The following is a 1,893-nucleotide window of genomic DNA, read 5'->3' as shown; positions in this document are numbered from 1 at the left end:
CATCAAATATCCGGATACGGTTTCATTCTGCATCTATAGTTTCAAGGGTGATTATTACAACTATGATTATGACTGCATCAGCCGTGACCACAAGATTATAAGAGAACATTTTAATTTTGGAAATTTTTCTGACCGGTTTAAAGGGTTGAAAATTAATGCGCAAACATGTATCAAATGCGGTAAATGTGAAGAAATATGCCAAGCAATCAATTTTAAAGCAGTATACCAAACTGAAGATGGATACGAAATTGATGTGGATAAATGCGATGTCTGCGGGAGCTGCTCGAAGGCATGCCCTGTAAATGCAATAGAGTCTTATTGTTAAAAGCATGACATGTGAACTTGAAGAAGCCGGCGGAGCACTTCCGGCTGTTTTATTTCCATTACGGATTAAAAATTTTACATGTTGATGCACTCAACAATCTGATAGTATTCTATAAGGAGGTGCGTTGAGGTTCTGCGTGTCATGAGCGACGACCATATATGATTCACGGCAAAAAGCAGGAAGGTACGGGATGGACAGTCCATTTTGGAAAGGAAATCAAACTGGGAGACAGGGGAGAACTCAATGAAAAAGTCGATTTTTACACTTATAATCCTTATATGCAGTGTTTTAATCATATCCGGATGCGCACAGAAAAAATCAAATGAACTTGTCGTCGGTATGGAACTGGCTTACCCACCATTTGAAACAAAGGACGAACACGGCAACCCGACCGGTGTAAGCGTTGATTTTGCAAAAGCTTTCGGCGAATATGCCGGCAGGCCGGTAAAGATTGAAAATATCAGCTGGGACGGACTGATTCCGGCGCTGCAGACCGGCAAGGTCGATATGGTTGTTTCCTCCATGACGATAAAGGAAGAGAGGCTGGAAAAGATAGACTTTTCCAGACCCTACGCAAAATCACTCCTGGCCCTGCTTGTAAACAGCAGGTCGGACGTCGGCAAGGCAGAGGACCTGAACCGGGCAGGGAAGGTAGTTGCTGTCAAGACCGGCTCAACGGGGCAAATCTATGCCGAGAAAAACCTGACAAAGGCAAAAATCGTACCGTTCCCGGACGAAAGTGCCTGTGTTACAGAGGTTGCCCAGGGTAAGGCAGACGCGTTTATATATGACCAGCTGACTATTTACAGGAATAACAAGAAAAACCCTGATACTACAAAAGCGGTATTCATACCCTTCCAGGGTGTCGAGTACTGGGGTGTGGGAATAAAAAAGGGCAATCAGGAACTCCTGGATCAAATAAACGCGTTTATAGATGAGTTCTATGCTAAAAAAGGGTTTGACGCAATTACTGAAAAATACCTGAAAGATGAAAAGGACGCCTTTGACAGGAACGGCTTTGAGTGGTTCTTTTCAGATTTAAACAAATAAGAGGTAAAACATGCCAATGCGCAGGCTTTTTATCAGGGACAGCGAAAACGAAGAGGCTTTGCTCCCAAAAGTTTTTAATATCATTATCGCAGTGGTCCTTTTCGTGTTGTTCTTTCTTTTTTCGATCAAGCGCCTGGGAATGGAGTTTGATTTCAGCTTCCTGTGGTCCTTCCGGTACAGGCTGGCCCAGGGCTTTGCCGCAACCGTGGCCCTTAGCCTGGCCAGCCTGGCGGTGAGCCTGCTGCTTGGTTTTTTATCTGCTCTGGCGAATAATTCAAGGATCCTGGCCATTTCTTATTTTTCAAAAGTATATGTGCAGTTTTTCAGGGGAACGCCGATGATCATGCAGGTTTACCTGTTTTTCTATATCATCGGCACTGCCTGGGGTGTGGACAACAGGTTTTGGGCCGGGGTCCTGATCCTTTCTATTTTTGAAGGAGCATATATTTCTGAAATTATTAGAGGGGGCATTGATTCAATTGAATATACCCAGCTGGAGGCGGCCAAGGCGGTCGGTC

At 44.4% G+C, this 1,893-nt stretch carries 3 protein-coding genes; all 3 read left to right on the top strand.

Annotation, left to right across the window (positions count from 1 at the left end; genetic code table 11):
• The coding region (locus NC238_00020) for a 4Fe-4S binding protein (GenBank protein MCM1564339.1) at positions 1-325 on the top strand (325 nt) is incomplete at its 5' end.
• Between the two features lie 243 nt (positions 326-568).
• Positions 569-1,375 carry a transporter substrate-binding domain-containing protein gene (locus tag NC238_00015; protein MCM1564338.1) on the top strand — a complete coding sequence of 269 codons (807 nt, stop codon included), beginning with the start codon at positions 569-571 and terminating at the stop codon, positions 1,373-1,375.
• A 10-nt stretch (positions 1,376-1,385) separates the two neighbouring features.
• A partial coding sequence (locus NC238_00010) for an ABC transporter permease subunit (protein ID MCM1564337.1) occupies positions 1,386-1,893 on the top strand: 508 nt, incomplete at its 3' end.

The organism is Dehalobacter sp. (genome assembly GCA_023667845.1).
Lineage (GTDB): Bacteria > Bacillota > Desulfitobacteriia > Desulfitobacteriales > Syntrophobotulaceae > Dehalobacter.
The sequence above is the reverse complement of the archived record's forward strand: the minus strand, read 5'-3'. Positions and strand labels throughout refer to the sequence as shown.

Coding starts and splice junctions, on each gene's coding strand:
- NC238_00015 (MCM1564338.1), top strand. CDS start 569: ATGAAAAAGTCGATTTTTACACTTATAATCCTTATATGCAGTGTTTTA.